Consider the following 19,114-nt stretch of genomic DNA (forward strand, 5'->3'; position numbering starts at 1 on the left):
GGTAAAAAATATGGATAGAAATTACGAATTGAAACTTCAAATATCTACTAATATTAGAAAAATTATGAAAGCACAAGGTTTAAGACAATTAGACTTAGCAAATAAATCTGGAATTTCACGCAGTACAATTTCTGACTATTTAAACAATAAAACATTAATTAATCCTGAAAATGTTCAAAAAATAGCTGATGCGTTAAATGTAAATAAATCTGATATTGATCCATCATTTAACCCTCAAAAAAATCAAGATACAATGGCTGCTCATTTAGATTATTCAGATTTAACTGAAGATGAGCAAAAAGAAGTAGAACAATTTATTCAATTTATCAGAAATAGAAAAAAATAAGGTGTGTTTTGTATGGGGAGATACGAAGATTTATTAAAAAAGTATGATTACATATCTATAAACGAAACTGGAAGCATACCTAAGTTTATGTCTGGTTTCTATATGAATGGCGAAATATTTATTAATAGTAATCGCCCTACTACAATAAAATTGGAAACTTTAGCGGAAGAACTAGCACACCATGAAATTACTTATGGAAACATACTCGATGACAAAGATGTACAAAGTAGAAAGTATGAGTTAAAAGCTCGTAGGTTGGCTTGTGAAATTCTGATACCTCTTAAAGAATTAATAAGTGCATATCTACAAAATGTTCACAATTTATATGAATTAGCTGATTATTTTGAAGTAAGCGAATCATTTGTTCTTCAAACTTTGAATCATTATCAGCGTAAATTTGGACACTCAACTCGTTGTGGTAAATATGTTATTCAATTTGAGCCATTACGAGTGTTTGAATATAAAGATATATGAATATTACATATTTAAAGGCGGTGGTTTTTATAAGAAAACGAGTGCCTCACCTTAGAATACAAATGAATATAAAGGCTTAATCTACATACAGGAGAAAAATCATGGAAGAAAAATTTAATAACGAACAAGAAGAAAGACAGTTTAGACAGTTTCAAGAATATCAAAAACAACAGGAAGAAGAGAAAAAGAAAAAACGTAAGAAAGGTTGGCTTTTCGGCTGCGGTGGTTGTTTAGTTTTATTAATATTATTAATTATTGGTCTTACATCATGTACTGGAGCCTTTGTCAACGAAGTAGATAAACAAATGAATGATGGTAATTCAGAAGTAAAAGAAGATAAAAATGCTTCTAAAGAACAGACAGCAGCATTAAATTCAGCTAAAAATTATGCGGACGGAATGCATATGTCTAAACAAGGAATTTATGAACAATTAACTTCTAGTGCTGGAGACCAATTCTCAGAAGAAGATGCACAATATGCGGTTGATCACTTGAAAGCTGATTATAAGAAAAATGCATTAGAAAGCGCTAAGTCTTATCAAGAAGACATGAATATGTCTAAAGATGCAATTTATGATCAATTAATCTCAAATTCTGGCGATAAATTCACAGAAGAAGAAGCGCAATATGCAGTAGACAACTTAGATAAGTAGAATGATGAGGGTACTTGGTACCCTTTTGTTTTACTCTATCACATTTGAGCCGTTGAGGGTTTATAAGTTGCATAAAATTGATTAGTGTTATGGTAATTGTTTAATTAAAATATTTAATAAGAAAGGATTTGGTTCTATGTTTGAAAATCTACTTGCTTCTATTGGAATAAACTCTGTGAAGGTTGAAACTTTAGTAAAAAATAAAAGTATTCATAGTAATGATACTTTGGAAGGAATTGTAAGAATAGAGGGTGGTAATTCTTCTCAAACTATTAACAAAGTTTCATTAACTTTAGTAGAAAGATATGAAAATCCTGATAAAAAGAGTCAATTTCCTGTTTTAGAAAATGAATTACAAACATTTACATTACACACAAATGTTGAATTAAAAGAACACGATACAATAACAGAAGAATTCAAATTTAATATTTATGAATATGAATTTAAAAGCGAACCAAAACATTTAATATTAAAAACACATGCATATGTAGGTTATTCAGTTGATGCTTATGATGAAGATAAAATTGTTTTCAAATAAGAAATTGATATTTGTATAAAATCTTATTATTAATAATAAATCAAAGGAGATATATAATGAAAAAATTTTTAGCTTTAATTTTTAGTAGTGCTTTAATTCTAGGCGCGTGTGGTAATGATGACACATCTAACAAAGATTCTGATACTAAGTCAGAAAATAAAACTGAAAAGAAAGCTGACGATAAAAAAGATAATAAATCCAAAGAGGATAAAAAGTCTAAAGAAGAAAAGAAAACTCAAGAAAAAGAAGATAACTCTACTGAAGAACAAAACACGCAAGAATCTGCTACAAACGAACAAGTTCAATCTCAACAACAAATACAACAACCTGCAACTCAGGAACAACAGCAAACACAACAAGTTCAACAAACTCAAACTGATAATAATCAACAACAAAATGTCAAAATACCTAAAAACTCTGAAGTGCCAGAAGAATATATTAAAGGTGATGTTGCAAACGCACTAGATAGAAAGACGGCTATAGAACGACAAGCTATTGAAGATAATGAAAAAGGTTTAATAAGCGACGAAGAAAGTCAAAGAATACAAGAACAAGCTGGCAATCAATTCAATCAAGCAATTGAGAATCAGTACGGTCCTCAAGATTAATAGCGCCCTAGCGACGCTTTAATATAAACAAAAAAAAGCCTACATTAGTAGACTTTAAAGGTGGTGAGATAAATGAGTGAAGATAATAAAAATTATAGTGAAAAAATAAAAAAGCAAGGTGTTACTCGAAGTAATCCAGCAAATAAAAGTTTTGAAAAACAAGAATCATCAGAAGAATTAAAAAGAAAGCTATCTGAAAAAGCGAAAAATAATGACTAATTTTCGTTCATTAAATATAAATCTATTTTTATTTGTTGTTTGAGATCGATAAGTGAATGCTTTTCCCATAGCTCATCTTTATCAGGAAGATTAAATACATTAAAACCTTGATATTTAATTTCAAGTAAATCAAAGTCACTCGTTGAAGAATTATATGCCATTAATTCACCTTGTTTTATAATTTTATCATCAAAATCATAAACCACAATATACACGGGATTACGGTTATTATTAAATAATTTATCTCTTTTATCTAACAGGCTCATATCATCTAAATCTAATTTACTTCTAGTTCTGTTAATTAATTTAATTATAATTTTAATTACAATTACGTTTATCCCAAAAATCATTAAAGCGAAAACAATCAAAAATATGATGGTAGCAATTAACAATTTCCAGGGATTAATTGTATTTAAATGGTTTATACCTTGATTACCTAAAAATAAAGCAAAAGTAATGTACCATATTAAAAATGTTTCCACCGAAAACAATAATAAAGCGGGAGTATTAATGGTTTTATTTTTTTCACTTACTAAACCAATAAACGATAAATACTTGTAGGGAATGTAACCTAAAACTCCACTAAGAAACAAGCCGCTAAGAATTTGGAACATATAGACACCTACTTTTTATTTAATTATAACATATATCTATACTTTTATATTAACCTATTACTTTTAACTATAGTTATTGGGTAGTCCGCCTACCCTTATTATTTTTTAACAATTAATGCGAACGTATGTTCTTTAAGGAGGTGAATTTTTAATATAATCATCACTTTAGAAAGGAAGGAAATTTATGTCTGTAAAAAAAATCAATAGCACTTGGACTTATGACTTTCAATATAATGGTAAGAGATACAGAAAAAGAGGTTTTAGAACCAAAAGAGATGCTTCGCAAGCTGAAAAAGAATTATATATCGATTTGAGTAGAGGTGGCCAATTAGCAGATGATATTACTTTTATAGAATACTTTGATAGATGGATAAAAGTTAATAAAGTAGATAGAGTGTCTCAATCTACGCTAAACAGATATTATAGCGCTTTAAATGTCTTTGAAGAAAAATTCGGTTCTATTCTTATTAAAGATGTTAGCCAATTAGGTTATAGAGAAATGCTTAAAGAATATGCTGAAGGTCAATTTATTGGTGGACGTAAAGAAGGAAGAACAAAAGAAAGCGTAAAAAAATTAAATAATTGTTTTTCTCAAGCATTTAAAGATGCATTAAATGAACGTCTAATTTATAAAGATCCAACTTGGAATGCGCCAATATATGAGAAAAAAGCAGCAATGAGTGAAAAACAAAAGTATTTATCTTTAAAAGATTATCAACTGTTAAAGCAGACCGCTTCAACTAAGTCACATTTATCATACCTAGCAATTTATATTCTAATCGCGACTGGTGCAAGATTTGGAGAAGTTCAGAAACTCAAAAGAATGGATATTAATAAGAGTAAGAATACTATTCATTTGAGAGGAACTAAAACAAAATCAGCTGATCGTTATGTAACCATTACTTCTAAGGATATGAAACATATAATAGATGTAATCAATTCTAGACCGCTTCATAAAGATGGCTATATATTTAATACTGGTGTTTCACTCATTACTAATAAAGCAGTGACAACTGCAATGAGAAACATTCTGGCCAAACATGAATTAAAAAGTGACTATGGACTCCACTCATTACGACATACTCACGCTTCTATGTTATTAGGCCATGGATTTAGTATACAATATGTTAGTAAAAGACTTGGCCATGCAAACATAGAAATTACATGGCGAGTGTATAGTCATTTACTAGATGAAATGAAGTTACAAGAAGATGAAATGTTAGATTCAAAACTCTCTTTTTTCTAAGGTATCTCAAACCGACAACAAGTCGACAACGAAGTGCTTAAAAACGCCTATTTAAAGGCAACAGACAATCCCTCCGTTTCCGTCATTTAACTCTTTACTTTTTAAGTAAAGAGTTTTTTTATATAAAAAAAGAGCCATTGTTTCTACAATTTGACTCCTTTTTTATATTGAAACTAATACGCCATTAATTTCAATATACTGTCTTTATCAATATCACCAAAGTAATGATAAAAGTCATAGTCTTCCATTACTTCTTTTATATGAGTATAATCGTGTAATATTCCTACTAAAGCATCTTCTAATTCATTGACATTTCCTTCTCCAAAGAAATCGCCAAAGATTTTAGCATGTTCAATTTTTCCTTTTTTGACATCAAATTTAACTTGAATGAATCCTTTTTCAAACTTCTCGTCCCGTTCAAAATTATATTTAGGATTTTTACCATAATTCCAATCCCAAGTACGATATTTTTCATTGCTTAATTGCTTAATATTGCTCCAGTCTTCTTCCGTTAAATGATATTCCTCTACTTCATGCTCACCAAAGATAGTTTTTAAAATGATTTGCTTAAATTGATCGATTGTAATAGATTCATCTAAAAATTCTTCAATGTTTGCTACACGTTTACGTACAGATTTCACACCTTTAGATTGAATTTTTTTAGGATTCACTTTTAATGCGTTTTGTACTTCTTCTAAATCACTATTTAACATTAATGTACCATGACTAAACATACGATTTTTAACCTTAACCATAGCATTTCCGGAAATTTTAGCTGTGTCTACTTGAATGTCATTACGGCCTGTCATTTCTGCATCTACACCCATAGATTGTAAAGCTTGAACAATAGGCTCAGTAAATTTCTTGAAGTTATGAAAACTGTTACCATCATCACTCGTTACAAAGCTAAAATTCAAATTTCCTTTATCATGATACACAGCTCCTCCTCCAGAAATTCGTCGTACAACATGAATATGATGATCATCTATATACTGTTTATTAACTTCTTCAATTGTATTTTGATTTTTACCTACAATGATTGAGGGTTCATTAACATAAAATAAAAAGTAACTATCATCTGCAGGTAAATGTTTAAGTACATATTCTTCCATAGCTAGGTTAATTGTAGGGTCAGTAATATTATTATTACTTACAAATTTCATAGTACTCACCTTTCTCTTTCTTTTAAAATTTAATAATGCAATACATCATCCATTATCGATTGTTTAACTTAATTATGGCATTATTTTCAAAAATAATATAATATTTTCTAATTTTAGTATATATTTGTTTATTTGTAGTGTAAATTTTAGTACAATATAGTCTAGCTATGATTTGAGGAGGACTCGAAATGACTGTTGCAGAAGTTGGAAATATTGTAGAATTTTATGACGGTTTAAGAGGCCGTGTTGAAAAAATTAATGATAATTCAGTTATTGTTGATTTGACAATTATGGAAAATTTTAATGAACTAGATTTACCTGAAAAAACAGTTATTAATCACAAACGATATAAAATCGTTGAATAAGAAGGTTAATATTAAATGAAAAATACATCTAAACCCTTAATTTGGTTTGTTGCAAGTTTTATTGTATTTCATCTCATCTTATTTATAATGTGGGGAGAACATCAAGAATATTGGTATTTATATACTGGTATAATGTTAATTGCTGGCATTAGTTATGTATTTTATCAACGGGATATCACATCAAAACGTCTATTAACCTCTATTGGTGTGGGAGTAATCACAGGTGTTGTATTAGCGATAATACAACTTATATTTTCACTTATATCGTCACAAATTACTTATACCGAATTAATTAAAGAATTATCAAGAACGGGTGTATATTTTAAATGGCAAATGTTAATTACTATCTTATTTGTCATTCCTTGTCATGAGTTATACATGCGTGCTGTCTTACAAAAAGAGTTAAATAAATTCAGACTACCTCGCTGGATAACAATTTTAATACCTGCATTATGTTCTAGTTCTTTATTTATCTATCTTGATAAATGGTGGATTGTTATTTTTATCTTTATAGCTCAAGTCATATTATCATTGAGTTATCAGTATACAAGACGTATTGTTACATCGTCTTTAGGTCAAATTGTTGCCATCATTTTATTACTTATTTTTCATGGATAAAAACCTTTTCTTAGTTGCTAAAACTAAGAAAAGGTTTTTTGATTGGTATCACGATTCATTTCAATAACGATATTACTTTTTCATTTAAAACATAACTATCTATATACAAAAAAGAGTAGGATAACGAATTCAAAATGAATGTATCCCACTTTCCTTTCTCTGTTTATCCAATTTGAATTCTTTCTTTTGGATAACTAAATTTATCAGGTTCTTTACGCCCAGATATCATAATAATAAATGATATTAAACCGACACGTCCTATAAACATAAGAAGCATTAAGACTACCTTAGTAATACTACTAATATTATCTGTCACCCCAAGTGATAGTCCACATGTTCCAAATGCAGACATGACTTCAAAAAATACCTGTAAGAATGATAAATTATTGGCTTCTGCTGCTAATATAATAATGATACTTACAAAAGTAAGTACTGTCGCCATTATAAACACAGCAAAAGAACGCTGTATATCGATGATATGAATTTCTCTATTAAATACTTTAATCGATGATTTTTCTGTATTGTTATTAAAATTAATCACAAATAAAATAAGTATCGCAAATGTCGTTGTTCGAATACCTCCTCCTACTGAACTCGGAGAAGATCCAATAAACATGAGAATACTCATAATGACATTTGTTGCATCACTAAAGTGTGTCACATCAATGGTTTGTAATCCAGCACTACGTGTAGTTGCAGATTGAAATAATGCATAGAATAAAGATTGATGCCAATTATATCCTTTGAATGCATGATTGTACTCAAGTGCTAAAATAGATAAAAATCCAGATATAAATAAGAAAAAGTAAGTAGTTGTTGTAATTTTAGTAAATAAAGAAAATCTAAAATGACTTACTCTATTTCGTATATAAGCTCTGATTTCAAGTAATACTGGAAAACCAATTGATCCAAGAATAATTAAAAACATTACAATAGTTTGTACAAAGTAATCCTTGGCATATGGAACTAGCGATTGACCAGTAATATCTAACCCACCATTTGTAGTAGCTGAAATAGATACAAACAAACCTTGCATTAAAGCATTTTTCAAATCAGGATTGTCTCTGTAAAAATAAAATGCAAGCAAGAGTGCACCTACAATTTCGATAGTCATGATTGTTTTAACTATTTCAATAATAAGCTTAACTGTCCCACTCATTGTGTCTTTATTATTATCAAGCATAATAAGTTGACGTTCGCGCATACCAATGTGTTTACCAAGTACTACCCACAACACTGTACCTATCGCCATTACGCCTATGCCACCGATGTTTAAGATAATTAAAATGATAAGTTGGCCAAATGATGAATAGGTATCAATAATACTGACTGGCGTTAAACCGGTCACACTAATTCCAGATACAGCTACAAACAACGTATCTATAGGACTTACCTTCACGCCAGGTTTATGTACAAAAGGTAAATTGAGTAATAAAAATGCAACGACAATTGCAATTAAATAATATAAAACAATACCTTGTTGAGGCGTTGATTTTTTGAATAATTTACTGAAAATAGACATTAGTTTGTCACCTCAATGTCATTTCAAATTAATTTCTATATCTTGAATATTTCCATCTCTGTAAATTTTAGCCGATAACGTTTTTAAATCTTGTCGATGGTTAAACAGGATGTGTCTATACTGCAAATTATCTTTTAATGTTTTACCTTCTAATTTTACAATGACATCACCAATTTTTAAACCTGATTTTTTACCTAAACCGCCATCTTTTAATTTTTTCACTAAAATCCCATCATTTATATCATTAGGTAATTTTAAAAGTGAGCGTTCATAATGATTTAAATCATTCACATTTTCTAAAGCTATTCCAGTATTGGGATAATTTACTTTCCCATTTTTTTCAAGCTCTTTAGCAATTGATTTAGCTTCATTAATGGGAATAGCAAAACCCATTCCTTCTATACTTGGCATATTAATTTTTAATGAGACGATACCAATAAGCTCCCCATCTTTATTAACTACAGCTCCACCTGAATGTCCTGGATTAACGGAAGCATCAATTTGAAACGTTTGCATCAATTCATCATTTTTATTATCTTTATCAAAATCAACAGGAACCAATCGATTTAACCCTGAAATAATCCCTTTAGATACCGTATTTCTAAACTCTTCTCCTAGAGGATTACCTACAATTAATATCGATTCCCCTAAAACTAATTTATTTGAATTTCCAATATGGATAGGTTTAATATTTTTATTATTGATTTTTGCTTTTACTACTGCAATATCGGACCATTTATCTTTTCCGACAACGTCACCTTTTATACTTTTATTCTCTCCATATGTAATCTTAACTTTATCCGCTTCACCAACAATATGCGTATTTGTTAATACAAAAAAAGTATCGCCTACAGTTTTGTAGACGACACCTGAGCCAAGTTCATTATCTGATTTTGAATTTGTTGTTTGAACTGAAATATTCTTAGGTGCGTCACTTTCTACTGTTACCACTGATCTGACAGTATTATTAGCGTTTTTCATAGTTGTTGTGTACTTCTTATCTTGTGTATGTGTTTGATTTGAATGTTGCTCTTGAGAAGGTTCAGTAAAAATAGCTTTTACTAAAACTAAGATTAATATTAAAGCAATTGCGATTAAAATTTTAATCCAATGTTCTTTTAAAAAGTCAACGATCTTATTTTGTGTATCATTTGCTGATTGTTCATGTGATTCATGAGGTTGTTGATCCGATATATTTTCTGTCGTATTCTTATCAGAATTAGATATGTGCTTTGATTGTTCACTCTTAGTATGTTCTACTTGAGTTGAATGTTGCTGAGTTGACATTTGTTCTTTCTCAGTATCGATTGATTCTTTATCCTTAGTTGAAGTGTATGATTCTTCAGTTATTGTTGGATGTTTAGATTGTGTTTTAATTGTATCATTATGCTGATTGTCTTTTTCTTTTTTAGACTTTTGACGAGATTCATTATTTTTATTCAATCTACTATAAGTTGGTTCTATAGATTTATTCGTTTCATTTTCACTTTTTGAGCCATTACTCGAAATTGGTTTTTGCTGTTTCAATTTCTCATTATGTATGTCTTCTTGTTTAAGATGTTGTTCTTCAGGCAGAGTTAAATGATGCCTATTATTTTTCTTAGCTGTTTTTGATGCATCTCTTTTTGATCTTAACTTAGCTAAATGTTGTTGTTGTTGAATTTCTTCTTGTGTTAATTTCTCAATTCTAGCTTTTCTTAAATTATCTTTGACACGTTCTTCATTTACTTTTGCTTGATGCTGTTCTTTTTCCGCTAAATGTTCACGCTTTTGTCTTTCACGTTCAATACGTTCCTCGCGTTCTTCATTATGAAAGTATTCGTGACGTTTACGCCCATATTTACTACGCGGTATCACTTGTTTTTTATCATTATCCAAAGATGCCCACTCCTAACCTTGAAATCACAATATATATCACTAAAAAAATGATTTACTTTTATGTGGTTATATATCTATCTGAATTAATTTATATATTACTTAAATTTTAATATCATTAGTGTTAATAAGCAAACGATTGTCAAATATTTTCTAAAAATATTATACAAATAGTTATTAATTGAAAAAACCTTTTGAAGTCTCTTATAAAAAACTTCAAAAGGTATCGATTATATCTAATGCTTAGCATTCTTTTTATTTTTTCGTACTGATGTTAACCATCCAATCACAACTAATAAAATCATTACAGTCCAGAAGATTGCTTGCCATAACGTACTATGTGGGAAATCTTCTGATAATACGCCAATATCTGGATGAGCTAATACGATAACTACTAATTTAATACCTACCCAGCCAACAATTGCGAAAGCGGCACCTTCTAAACCTGGATATTTATTTAATAAATCAACAAACCATGTTGCTGCAAAACGCATTAAAATAACACCAATCATACCCCCGATGAACATGACTCCAAATTGACCTAAATCCATTCCGCCAAAATGAATACCCATCTTAGGAAGTGTCACTGCAATAGCCATTGCTGCTAACATAGAATCAATTGCAAAGGCAATGTCAGCAAACTCTACTTTAAATACGGTAGCCCAAAATTTTCCAGCACTTACTTTCTTTTCAGCGCCAGTTTCATCATAATGATGTTCATCCCCAACTTGTTCCTCTTCATCTTTCTTATGGAAGAAATTCCAAAGATTTCTAATAGACATGAAAATTAAGTATGCAGCACCAATCGCTTGAATAAACCAGAAATTCACAATAATACTAATTAAAAATAAAGCAATAAAACGGAAAATAAATGCTCCTAGTAAACCATAGAATAATGCTTTTTTACGCTGTGCTGGTGGTAAATGCTTAACCATTACTGCCATTACAACCGCGTTATCTGCTGCTAGTAATCCTTCTAAAAATACTAACACTAATATTACCCACAAATAAGGTAAAATTAAGCTTGGATCCATGAAAAGACAGCTCCTTTATTTATTTTTTACAAATAAAAAGACCTATGCTAATTCATAGCAAAGGTCTCACTTAGCAAATTTGCTCATTTTACCGGAAGTATCAACTTCGTAATGACGATAAAATGCTGAATTTAAGATGTTAGTAATATAGCCCCTCAAATTCTCAAGTTACTCCCCTCTGACATTAAGTCATAGGTATTTATTTGTTAAGAGTATTATAACCAGATTTGGTATATATAAACAATGTTAAAGCTAAAAATATTGTATCTCTTTATTATTATTTTAAATTAAACCTTATATTGTCATTTTTTATAATAAACTATATAGTTTAATATCTGGGAATTTTTCTTCAAACCAACGTGTAGCAAATTCATTTTCAAATAAGAAAACAAACTTATCATATCTGTCTTTCACTAAAATAGAACGTGACGTGTTCATCTTATCTTGAATATCCTCTTCATTTTCAATCCAACGTGCAATTTTTCTACCTACAGGTTCCATGACGACATCTACATTGTATTCATTTTTCATTCTGTGCTCGAATACTTCAAATTGTAATTGACCCACTGCACCGAGAATAATTTGATTCGTATGAAGTGTTTTATAATATTGAATCGCACCTTCTTGCACAAGCTGTTCAATTCCCTTATGGAAATGTTTTTGTTTCATAACATTTTTAGCAGAGACTTTCATGAAAATTTCAGGTGTAAATTGTGGTAAATCTTGGAAGTTAAATTTTTGTTTACCTCCAACTAATGTATCACCAATTTGGTAGTTACCTGTATCGTATAATCCAATAATATCTCCAGCTACAGCGTGATTGACGGTTTCTTTATCATCTGCCATAAAAGAGGTAGAGCGTGTGATTTTTTGTTTTTTATTGGTACGTTGCAAGGTCACATCCATACCTCTTTCAAACGCGCCACTGACTACTCTCATAAAAGCAATTCTATCTCTATGTTTTGGATCCATATTCGCTTGAATTTTAAATATAAAACCCGAGAACTCGTCATCAAACGGGCTAACTTCAACTTCTTCATTCGTCTGACGAGCATTAGGCATAGGCGCATAATCTACATATGCATTCAAGAAATTCTGAACCCCGAAATTAGCCAATGCTGAGCCAAAAAATACAGGAGTTAAATCGCCATTTAATAATGCTCCATTGTCAAATTTTTCGCCAGCTTCTTCAACTAACATAAATTCTTCAATCGCTTGTTCGAAAGCACTATCATTGCCAATGGTGTGTTCTTCTTCAAGTTCATACTCATCATTTAAATGTAATATGTTCTCTTCATCTCTAAAAGGTTCAATAGTTTTAGTCTCACGATCAATAATACCAAAAAAGTTTTGTCCCATTCCTATTGGCCAATTCATTGGGTATGTGTCAATATTTAACGTTTCTTCTATTTCTTCTAATAGTTCAAATGGCTCTTTACCTACACGGTCTAATTTGTTGATAAAAGTAAAGATAGGAATGCCTCTCATTTTACATACTTTAAATAATTTTAATGTTTGTGGTTCGATCCCTTTTGCACAATCGATAACCATTACTGCACTGTCAACCGCCATTAATGTTCGGTATGTATCTTCAGAAAAATCTTCGTGTCCTGGTGTATCTAGAATATTAATTTTATAATCATCATAATCAAACTGCATGACTGAACTGGTTACAGAAATACCACGTTCTTGTTCTACTTTCATCCAGTCACTGGTTGCAAATTTCCCTGTTTTTTTTCCTTTTACAGTACCCGCTTCACGAATAGCACCACTAAAATATAATAATTTTTCAGTTAGCGTCGTTTTACCAGCATCCGGGTGTGAAATAATAGCAAACGTTTTTCTTGATTCTATTTCTTCTTTTAAACTCATTCATTATTCTCCTTTAAATCCTTTATTATCCACTTAGATAACTGAGAAGCTATACGCAATGCTTCACTTTCTTCTTTAAATGTAAATAATTGCATTATTAACTCTTCATTTATTTCCTGTTCATTGAGTTGTGCATTTAATTCTACAGACCAAAACATATCTGGAATAGCTATCATATAATAAGAATGATGCACGTGTTCATATAGATAGACATTGATTATTTCATTTTGTTCAGAAAGTTGCTTAATGATCATAGTTGGATTTTCCAAACTTTTTATACGCAGCTTCTAAACCAATTAAATCGTCACGATGTGGCACTTTCACGTGTCCTGGCATAATTTGATAAGGTTCTCTACCTTTAGAAGCAAGTACAACTGTATCACCTGGATTCGCGACTTCGATAGCATGTTTAATACCTTCAGCTCGATCTTCAAATTCTATATAGTTATTATGTGTTGCACCTTTAGCAAGTTCTGCAGTCAACATTTTAGGATCGTCATCTGCTGGATTGTCAGGTGTAAAAATCACATAGTCTGCTCGACATGCAACAGCCCCCATTTCAGGCGTTTTTGTTAAATCACGTTCGCCAGCCATGCCTACTAAAAAGATGAGCTTTTGTTTAACAAAAGGTTGCACTGCATCAATCAGTTTATTCATACCATCAGCAGTATGTGCATAATCAATAATTAAATCGATTGGAAGTGATGGATCTAAAACCTCTAGACGCCCTTCAACAGGTTCTAAAGATTTCACCACTTCTACGATATCTTTGAAATCGATTCCTTTACTCCACACTGCTATCATAGCTGCCATAAGATTTGAGATATTAAATTTACCTACATATGGTGATGAAACATGGTACGTGCCAAATGGAGTAGCAAAATCAAATTGTGCACCTTGTAAAGATTCTTTGATATTTTGAGCCATAAACTGTGCTTCATTATCTATACCATATGTCAATATTTCATAAGGTGTTACTGTTTCTAAATATTTAGAGAAATCATCATCATTATTTAACACCACATACTTTTCTTTTGATAAATCTTCACCTAATTGACTAAATAGTAATGATTTAGCATGTCCATAAGCTTCCATTGTGCCATGAAAGTCTAAATGATCTTGGGTTAAATTTGAAAAAACAGCTACATCAAATTCTACCCCTCTTAATCGTCCTAGAGCTAATCCATGACTTGAGACTTCCATAGTCATTGCTTCAGCTTTACTGTCTACAGCTTGCTTAATTTTCTTAGTAAGCAATACAGTTTCAGGAGTAGTATTTGCCCCCTTTGTTTTTTCTTCATTAATTTGAAATCCATTCGTACCTAAATATGCACTATTTTTGTCTAATCCCCTGTAAATTAAGTGAATCATCGTCGCGATTGAAGTTTTACCATTTGTACCAGTGACCCCAAAGGTAGTGAGTTGTTGACTTGGATAATCAAATAATGTATGCGCTAATATACTGGCTACTCTTAAAGTATCAGGTACAATAACTTGTGTTACTTCTCCTTTAACTTCTTGCTTACGGTTTACAACTATAATTTTAGTTCCTTGGTCAATGACATTTTGACAAAATCTATGACTATCTACGGTATATCCTTTGGAAGCTACAAAGATACTTTCTCCACTAGCAGTTCGTGAATCTGTAGTAATATCAGTGATATCTATATCTAAAGTTCCTATAACTTGTTTAACTCTTATTTTATTGAACAACTCATTCGCATTCAAAATGTATCGCTCCTTTTTTTCAATATCTCTATTATACACATTTTAAAGTTGTTGATAAATTTATTCTCACCTAAAAAAGTAAATTCTGAACTACTTAAAATCAAATAACTTTTGTATGTTCTGTATTATTAATATTAATTCTAAGTTAATTATTTATAAATTTTTTCTTATCTTAGTGTAAGCCTCCTACATTTCACTTTATTAGTGCTAGGATAAGGGTATAAAGTTAAAGTAATCATTGTTCGAATATGCTATAATTCACTATAAATGAATTTTATGACTTCCTTGAATGAAATACATATTATTTATACTAGTATGTATTTTTTACTGTAATACATCATTCGATGGATTAAACTTAAATTATTGGAGGGTGACTATTAATGGTTACTCAAAATAAAAAGATATTGATTATCACTGGATCATTTGGAAATGGTCATTTACAAGTGACACAAAGTATTGTCAATCAATTGAATGACATGAATCTACCTCATATTTCTGTTATTGAGCATGATTTATTTATGGAAGCACATCCCATCCTTACGTCTATTTGTAAAAAATGGTATATCAATAGCTTTAAATATTTTAGAAATATGTATAAAAACTTTTATTATAGTCGACCAGATGAATTAGATAAATGTTTTTATAAATACTATGGTTTAAATAAACTGATTAACCTACTTTTAAAAGAAAAGCCTGACTTGATTTTAATGACTTTTCCAACGCCCGTGATGTCAGTATTAACTGAACAATTTAACATGCGTATCCCTATTGCAACAGTCATGACGGATTATCGTCTACAAAAAAACTGGATTACTCCAAATTCTCATAGATATTATGTAGCTACTAAAGATACAAAAGAAGACTTCGTAAACGTTGGTGTACCGGCATCTTTAATTAAAGTCACGGGTATCCCTATTTCTGATAAATTTGAAGCGGATATTGATCAACAGGCTTGGCTAAAAAAATATCATTTAGATCCTAAAAAAAATACTATCCTTATGTCTGCAGGTGCTTTTGGAGTATCAAAAGGTTTTGAACATATGATAGAACGTATCTTAGAAAAAAGTCCTCATTCTCAAGTCGTTATGATTTGTGGTAGAAGTAAAGGACTTAAACGTAATTTGGAAGCCAGATTTAAATCTTACGACAACGTTCTCATTTTAGGATATACAAAACATATGAATGAATGGATGGCTTCAAGTCAATTAATGATTACTAAACCAGGTGGGATTACGATATCCGAAGGTTTGACAAGAAGTATCCCAATGATTTTCTTAAATCCTGCTCCAGGACAAGAACTAGAAAATGCGTATTATTTCCAAGAAAAAGGGTATGGTAGAATTGCTAATACTCCTGAAGATGCAATTGATATTGTCTCTGAATTAACACATGATTCGAACAAATTAACTCTAATGATAAATACAATGCGTCAGGATAGAGTAGATTATTCAACTCATCGACTTTGTATCGATTTATTGAATATGCTCAATCATTCATCTCAACAGCAAGAAATTTATGGAAAGGTGCCATTATATGCTAAGTTCTTTGTCAAACAATAAAAGCATAAGTAAAAACTTTAAAATAATGCTCGTTATTTTATTTTTAATGGAATTTGCTAGGGGAATGTATGTATTAAGTTATGTTAACTATTTACCTACTGTAACCTCTATCGCTGTAGCTGTGACTTCAGCAGCGTTATCTATTCATTTTATTTCAGATGCAGCTACAAACTTTGTGATTGGTTTTTTATTAAAGAAATTTGGGACTAAAATTGTCCTTAATTTAGGTTTTTTATTAGCTTTTTTAAGCTTGTTTCTAATTATTTTCTTTCCAGCTAATCCTATCATTATCATTATTAGTGCAATTATGCTAGGAATTGCAGTCAGTCCAATATGGGTAATCATGTTATCTAGTGTGGAAGAAAGTCAACGTGGCAAACAAATGGGTTATGTATATTTTGCATGGTTATTAGGTTTGCTTGTAGGCTGGGCGTTTATGAATGTTCTAGTCAAAATACATCCAACGCGTTTTGCATTCACGATGTCTCTTGTCGTCATTATTGCATGGATACTTTATTATTTTGTAGATGTAAAACTCACAAATTACGATACTAAACCTGTAAAAGAACAATTAGGTCAAATCGTAGAAGTAATGAAGCGTCATATGATTTTATTCCCAGGTATTTTGTTGCAAGGTGCTTCAATATCAGCTTTGCTTCCAATATTGCCGACGTATGCTACAAAAGTTGTGGGGGTAACAACTATTGAATATACTGTTGCTATCGCTATTGGTGGTATTGGTTGTGCAATATCAATGTTATTTTTATCTAAAATAATCGATAAAAATAGCACTGGCTTTATGTATGCCGTTATTTTTGTAGGATTCATATTGTTTACGCTATTTATTTTTGGTCTCTCACTAGTTAACAATATTATTGTTGTATGGATAGTTGCCGCCTTTATAGGTTTAATGTATGGCATTTTATTACCTGCTTGGAATACTTTTATGGCTGGACATATCGATCCGTCTGAACAAGAAGAAACTTGGGGTGTATTTAATAGTGTCCAAGGCTTTGGTTCAATGATTGGTCCTCTTTTCGGAGGCCTTATCGCTCAATTCTCAAATGGATTAAATAATACATTCTATGTCTCAGCTTTCATTTTTCTATTACTCGCTATTTTTTATGGCATTTATTTTATCAAAAGTAAAAAGCATCAAAAATATTCTTAAAAAAAGAAGTCAAAACATTTTAGTTTTGACTTCTTTTTTATATACATATCATGCTAGTTTAAAACTATCAACAATGTTCCATCTATTTTCATCTTCATTGTAATGTAACAATGAAAGTTCATCGATGGTTTCTCTATGGTCTACTCCTGCAAGCTTCACTTGACCAAATATATCTTCAAATTCTTGACTCGTTAAACCTTGAGCAATCGTAAAATGAGGAACGAATGGATGTTCAGCTTTACCATAAAATGATTCGGTATTAAATGTATTAAATAAATTTTCTAATTCTTCTGTTTTTTCAACTTTAAAATAAATAACATTATTTGTCGGTTTAAAGCTTGAAGCTTTTGTCACGTGGACCTCTACAGGTTTAAATCCATCTAATTTTTGTTTAACTTCGTCTTTAAATGAATCTAATTCTGTTTCTTTAAGTTCAAAGTGAGGTTTAATCGTAATATGTGGCATAATACGTGCATACTCCGTATCATAACGCTTACGATAGCCATCTACTTCATTTTGAAATGATTGTGCCGGAATAAGTGCTAATCCTATCTTCATTGAAATTCCTCCTTTGTTTAACATACTTCTATTATATCAAAATTCTATTTAATACGTTATTAGATACAACGTTTTATTGAAAAGGCTTTCAAAAAAGATATGTAGACTATTCATATGTACTATGATTATTATTTAAAAAATAATAGAGAATATCTCCGATCATAGGTTTCCATGACTTCCAATTATGACTACCATTAAACTCATTGTAGACGTAAGTGACACACTCATCTTGTTCAATAAGGTTTGATAGCTTTCTATTTGGAGTTAAAAAATCAGCTTGCTCACCAGTCGTTGGTAATTTAAAATCGACTTCATCTCTACCAATCGCATGCCAAATTGTTAATCGATTACGTTGCTTACATGTCTCAAATTTTTCAAGAACAGTATGATCTGAGTGCGGACTAAACATAGCTATTTGACTAAATATTGAAGGATAAGTCAATGAAGTAAGAAAGGCAATACTTCCAGCTAAACTATCTCCTATTAATAATCTAGAATTTCCCACTTTATATGTAGGAAACGTTTGATCAATGAAAGGTAAAAGTTCTTTAACTACTGACTGAATCGTCTTTTGACTACGACTACCTTGAGGATGAAACTCTTCTCTACGTTTCTCAACATCTTCATAATGAAATCCAACAATAATGGCACGTTCAATATGTTCTTCTTTTCTTAGACGTTCATATTCACGCTGAATCCTTCCAAATCGGAAAAAGTCCAATCCATCAAAACAAATAATCACCTGAGACTTAAATAATTCAGTAAAATCTTCTGGAAGATAAATCGACAATGTGATATCTCTTTCTAGAATTTTACTATTTAAAATATATTTATTAATTTTTCCAGCTTTAAATTCTTCCATATTATCCTCTCTCCTTCATATATATTCATATTGTATCAATTTTATTTATTAGTGACAGTGATATAAACGTTTATAATAAGCTTTTTTAT

At 30.6% G+C, this 19,114-nt stretch carries 21 protein-coding genes and 1 riboswitch; of the genes, 11 read left to right on the forward strand and 10 right to left on the reverse strand.

Annotation, left to right across the window (positions count from 1 at the left end; all coding sequences use genetic code 11):
• Positions 1–10: 10 nt before the first annotated feature.
• The 6 genes from NST64_RS08690 (at position 11) to NST64_RS08715 (ending at position 2,838) form a co-directional block, all read left to right on the forward strand.
• Positions 11–346, forward strand: a complete 336-nt coding sequence (locus tag NST64_RS08690; RefSeq protein ID WP_340731160.1) for a helix-turn-helix domain-containing protein — start codon at positions 11–13, stop codon at positions 344–346.
• A 12-nt stretch (positions 347–358) separates the two neighbouring features.
• A complete protein-coding gene (locus tag NST64_RS08695; protein ID WP_340731161.1) occupies positions 359–820 on the forward strand; it encodes an ImmA/IrrE family metallo-endopeptidase in 462 nt (153 codons plus the stop codon).
• A 101-nt stretch (positions 821–921) separates the two neighbouring features.
• Positions 922–1,473 (forward strand): Ltp family lipoprotein, encoded by a 552-nt coding sequence (locus NST64_RS08700; RefSeq protein ID WP_340731162.1) that lies wholly within the window; start codon positions 922–924, stop codon positions 1,471–1,473.
• A 136-nt stretch (positions 1,474–1,609) separates the two neighbouring features.
• A complete protein-coding gene (locus tag NST64_RS08705) occupies positions 1,610–2,011 on the forward strand; it encodes a sporulation protein (protein ID WP_311054252.1) in 402 nt (133 codons plus the stop codon).
• Between the two features lie 56 nt (positions 2,012–2,067).
• On the forward strand, positions 2,068–2,619 hold the full coding sequence (locus tag NST64_RS08710) for a hypothetical protein (protein ID WP_340731163.1): 552 nt from the start codon (positions 2,068–2,070) through the stop codon (positions 2,617–2,619).
• Between the two features lie 72 nt (positions 2,620–2,691).
• Positions 2,692–2,838, forward strand: coding sequence for a hypothetical protein (locus tag NST64_RS08715; RefSeq protein ID WP_340731164.1), 147 nt, complete (start codon positions 2,692–2,694; stop codon positions 2,836–2,838).
• Here the strand turns inward: NST64_RS08715 and NST64_RS08720 are convergent.
• On the reverse strand, positions 2,835–3,452 hold the full coding sequence (locus tag NST64_RS08720) for an ATPase (protein WP_340731165.1): 618 nt from the start codon (positions 3,450–3,452) through the stop codon (positions 2,835–2,837). The genes NST64_RS08715 and NST64_RS08720 overlap by 4 nt on opposite strands.
• Before the next feature lie 184 nt (positions 3,453–3,636).
• Between NST64_RS08720 and NST64_RS08725 the strand changes: the two genes are divergently transcribed.
• Positions 3,637–4,698, forward strand: a complete 1,062-nt coding sequence (locus tag NST64_RS08725) for a site-specific integrase (RefSeq protein WP_340731166.1) — start codon at positions 3,637–3,639, stop codon at positions 4,696–4,698.
• Between the two features lie 173 nt (positions 4,699–4,871).
• On the opposite strand, the gene NST64_RS08730 is transcribed toward NST64_RS08725, so the two are convergent.
• Positions 4,872–5,861: a lipoate--protein ligase gene (locus NST64_RS08730; RefSeq protein ID WP_049418727.1), complete on the reverse strand. Its 990-nt coding sequence runs from the start codon at positions 5,859–5,861 to the stop codon at positions 4,872–4,874.
• A gap of 188 nt (positions 5,862–6,049) precedes the next feature.
• On the opposite strand from NST64_RS08730, the gene NST64_RS08735 reads away from it, so the two are divergent.
• Both NST64_RS08735 and NST64_RS08740 read left to right on the forward strand, forming a co-directional pair.
• The gene (locus NST64_RS08735; RefSeq protein ID WP_002448045.1) at positions 6,050–6,226 is read left to right on the forward strand and encodes a YkvS family protein; all 177 of its coding nucleotides are present in this window, start codon (positions 6,050–6,052) and stop codon (positions 6,224–6,226) included.
• Positions 6,227–6,241: 15 nt separating this feature from the next.
• Positions 6,242–6,844, forward strand: coding sequence for a CPBP family glutamic-type intramembrane protease (locus NST64_RS08740; protein ID WP_049418725.1), 603 nt, complete (start codon positions 6,242–6,244; stop codon positions 6,842–6,844).
• 163 nt (positions 6,845–7,007) lie between these two features.
• Here the strand turns inward: NST64_RS08740 and NST64_RS08745 are convergent, their stop codons facing one another.
• The 6 genes from NST64_RS08745 to NST64_RS08770 form a co-directional block, all read right to left on the reverse strand.
• Positions 7,008–8,366: a TrkH family potassium uptake protein gene (locus NST64_RS08745; protein ID WP_002448187.1), complete on the reverse strand. Its 1,359-nt coding sequence runs from the start codon at positions 8,364–8,366 to the stop codon at positions 7,008–7,010.
• An 18-nt stretch (positions 8,367–8,384) separates the two neighbouring features.
• On the reverse strand, positions 8,385–10,244 hold the full coding sequence (locus tag NST64_RS08750; protein WP_049418723.1) for a trypsin-like peptidase domain-containing protein: 1,860 nt from the start codon (positions 10,242–10,244) through the stop codon (positions 8,385–8,387).
• 233 nt (positions 10,245–10,477) lie between these two features.
• Positions 10,478–11,275: a TerC family protein gene (locus tag NST64_RS08755; RefSeq protein WP_002455522.1), complete on the reverse strand. Its 798-nt coding sequence runs from the start codon at positions 11,273–11,275 to the stop codon at positions 10,478–10,480.
• Between the two features lie 56 nt (positions 11,276–11,331).
• Positions 11,332–11,464: riboswitch (yybP-ykoY riboswitch) on the reverse strand.
• A gap of 120 nt (positions 11,465–11,584) precedes the next feature.
• Complete coding sequence (locus tag NST64_RS08760; protein ID WP_002455523.1) at positions 11,585–13,147, reverse strand: peptide chain release factor 3; 1,563 nt, start codon at positions 13,145–13,147, stop codon at positions 11,585–11,587.
• A complete protein-coding gene (locus NST64_RS08765) occupies positions 13,144–13,401 on the reverse strand; it encodes a YueH family protein (protein ID WP_002448049.1) in 258 nt (85 codons plus the stop codon). Before NST64_RS08765 ends, NST64_RS08760 begins: the two co-directional genes overlap by 4 nt.
• A complete protein-coding gene (locus NST64_RS08770; RefSeq protein ID WP_002448144.1) occupies positions 13,391–14,875 on the reverse strand; it encodes a UDP-N-acetylmuramoyl-L-alanyl-D-glutamate--L-lysine ligase in 1,485 nt (494 codons plus the stop codon). Before NST64_RS08770 ends, NST64_RS08765 begins: the two co-directional genes overlap by 11 nt.
• Positions 14,876–15,255: 380 nt before the next feature.
• Between NST64_RS08770 and NST64_RS08775 the strand changes: the two genes are divergently transcribed.
• Entirely contained in the window at positions 15,256–16,434 is a 1,179-nt protein-coding gene (locus NST64_RS08775) for a diglucosyl diacylglycerol synthase (RefSeq protein WP_002455524.1), read from the forward strand.
• Positions 16,409–17,605, forward strand: a complete 1,197-nt coding sequence (ltaA, locus tag NST64_RS08780; RefSeq protein WP_002455525.1) for a lipoteichoic acid biosynthesis MFS flippase LtaA — start codon at positions 16,409–16,411, stop codon at positions 17,603–17,605. The genes NST64_RS08775 and ltaA overlap by 26 nt, the downstream gene beginning before the upstream one ends.
• 48 nt (positions 17,606–17,653) lie before the next feature.
• On the opposite strand, the gene NST64_RS08785 is transcribed toward ltaA, so the two are convergent.
• Together NST64_RS08785 and NST64_RS08790 are read right to left on the reverse strand one after the other, a co-directional pair.
• Complete coding sequence (locus NST64_RS08785; RefSeq protein ID WP_049418721.1) at positions 17,654–18,163, reverse strand: 2'-5' RNA ligase family protein; 510 nt, start codon at positions 18,161–18,163, stop codon at positions 17,654–17,656.
• 106 nt (positions 18,164–18,269) lie between these two features.
• A complete protein-coding gene (locus NST64_RS08790) occupies positions 18,270–19,025 on the reverse strand; it encodes an esterase family protein (protein ID WP_002455526.1) in 756 nt (251 codons plus the stop codon).
• Between the last annotated feature and the right edge of the window lie 89 nt (positions 19,026–19,114).

The organism is Staphylococcus sp. FSL W8-1268 (assembly GCF_038003965.1).
GTDB classification, from domain to species: domain Bacteria; phylum Bacillota; class Bacilli; order Staphylococcales; family Staphylococcaceae; genus Staphylococcus; species Staphylococcus hominis.

Coding starts and splice junctions, on each gene's coding strand:
- NST64_RS08690 (WP_340731160.1), top strand. CDS start 11: ATGGATAGAAATTACGAATTGAAACTTCAAATATCTACTAATATTAGA.
- NST64_RS08695 (WP_340731161.1), top strand. CDS start 359: ATGGGGAGATACGAAGATTTATTAAAAAAGTATGATTACATATCTATA.
- NST64_RS08700 (WP_340731162.1), top strand. CDS start 922: ATGGAAGAAAAATTTAATAACGAACAAGAAGAAAGACAGTTTAGACAG.
- NST64_RS08705 (WP_311054252.1), top strand. CDS start 1,610: ATGTTTGAAAATCTACTTGCTTCTATTGGAATAAACTCTGTGAAGGTT.
- NST64_RS08710 (WP_340731163.1), top strand. CDS start 2,068: ATGAAAAAATTTTTAGCTTTAATTTTTAGTAGTGCTTTAATTCTAGGC.
- NST64_RS08715 (WP_340731164.1), top strand. CDS start 2,692: ATGAGTGAAGATAATAAAAATTATAGTGAAAAAATAAAAAAGCAAGGT.
- NST64_RS08720 (WP_340731165.1), bottom strand. CDS start 3,452: ATGTTCCAAATTCTTAGCGGCTTGTTTCTTAGTGGAGTTTTAGGTTAC.
- NST64_RS08725 (WP_340731166.1), top strand. CDS start 3,637: ATGTCTGTAAAAAAAATCAATAGCACTTGGACTTATGACTTTCAATAT.
- NST64_RS08730 (WP_049418727.1), bottom strand. CDS start 5,861: ATGAAATTTGTAAGTAATAATAATATTACTGACCCTACAATTAACCTA.
- NST64_RS08735 (WP_002448045.1), top strand. CDS start 6,050: ATGACTGTTGCAGAAGTTGGAAATATTGTAGAATTTTATGACGGTTTA.
- NST64_RS08740 (WP_049418725.1), top strand. CDS start 6,242: ATGAAAAATACATCTAAACCCTTAATTTGGTTTGTTGCAAGTTTTATT.
- NST64_RS08745 (WP_002448187.1), bottom strand. CDS start 8,366: ATGTCTATTTTCAGTAAATTATTCAAAAAATCAACGCCTCAACAAGGT.
- NST64_RS08755 (WP_002455522.1), bottom strand. CDS start 11,275: ATGGATCCAAGCTTAATTTTACCTTATTTGTGGGTAATATTAGTGTTA.
- NST64_RS08760 (WP_002455523.1), bottom strand. CDS start 13,147: ATGAGTTTAAAAGAAGAAATAGAATCAAGAAAAACGTTTGCTATTATT.
- NST64_RS08765 (WP_002448049.1), bottom strand. CDS start 13,401: ATGATCATTAAGCAACTTTCTGAACAAAATGAAATAATCAATGTCTAT.
- NST64_RS08775 (WP_002455524.1), top strand. CDS start 15,256: ATGGTTACTCAAAATAAAAAGATATTGATTATCACTGGATCATTTGGA.
- ltaA (WP_002455525.1), top strand. CDS start 16,409: ATGCTAAGTTCTTTGTCAAACAATAAAAGCATAAGTAAAAACTTTAAA.
- NST64_RS08785 (WP_049418721.1), bottom strand. CDS start 18,163: ATGAAGATAGGATTAGCACTTATTCCGGCACAATCATTTCAAAATGAA.
- NST64_RS08790 (WP_002455526.1), bottom strand. CDS start 19,025: ATGGAAGAATTTAAAGCTGGAAAAATTAATAAATATATTTTAAATAGT.